This is a genomic window from Lysinibacillus sp. GbtcB16, assembly GCF_019091145.1.
GTDB lineage: Bacteria > Bacillota > Bacilli > Bacillales_A > Planococcaceae > Lysinibacillus > Lysinibacillus fusiformis.
The window spans coordinates 1-265 of the sequence record NZ_JAGXJV010000496.1; the positions used below are offsets into that span (position 1 = coordinate 1).

The 265-nt window shown below is 50.9% G+C and carries 1 protein-coding gene; it reads right to left on the reverse strand.

Annotation, left to right across the window (positions count from 1 at the left end):
- A partial coding sequence (locus KVT27_RS25035) for a spore germination protein (RefSeq protein WP_217582212.1) occupies nucleotides 1-184 on the reverse strand: 184 nt, incomplete at its 3' end.
- Between the last annotated feature and the right edge of the window lie 81 nt (nucleotides 185-265).

Sequence of the window (265 nt, forward strand, 5' to 3'; positions counted from 1 at the left end):
CGTCCGGATCCAACGTAATCGTAGCGCTGAATAAGGTCGTAGACAACGTGAAGTCGCCCGTAATACCGCCGCCGCTGCCGGTGTACGATTTGGCAGCACTTGTCGGTGCAATGACGAACGTGTCTCCGTTCACCAGGCTTCCCTCATTACTTACAATGTTGAATATCCCTACAAAAGAAGGCATTCTGATCAGCACCCTTACTGTCATTTGTGCTACAGTGTATGCCCATTAGGCGCGTTTTGCGACAGCAGGCGGCTAAACATA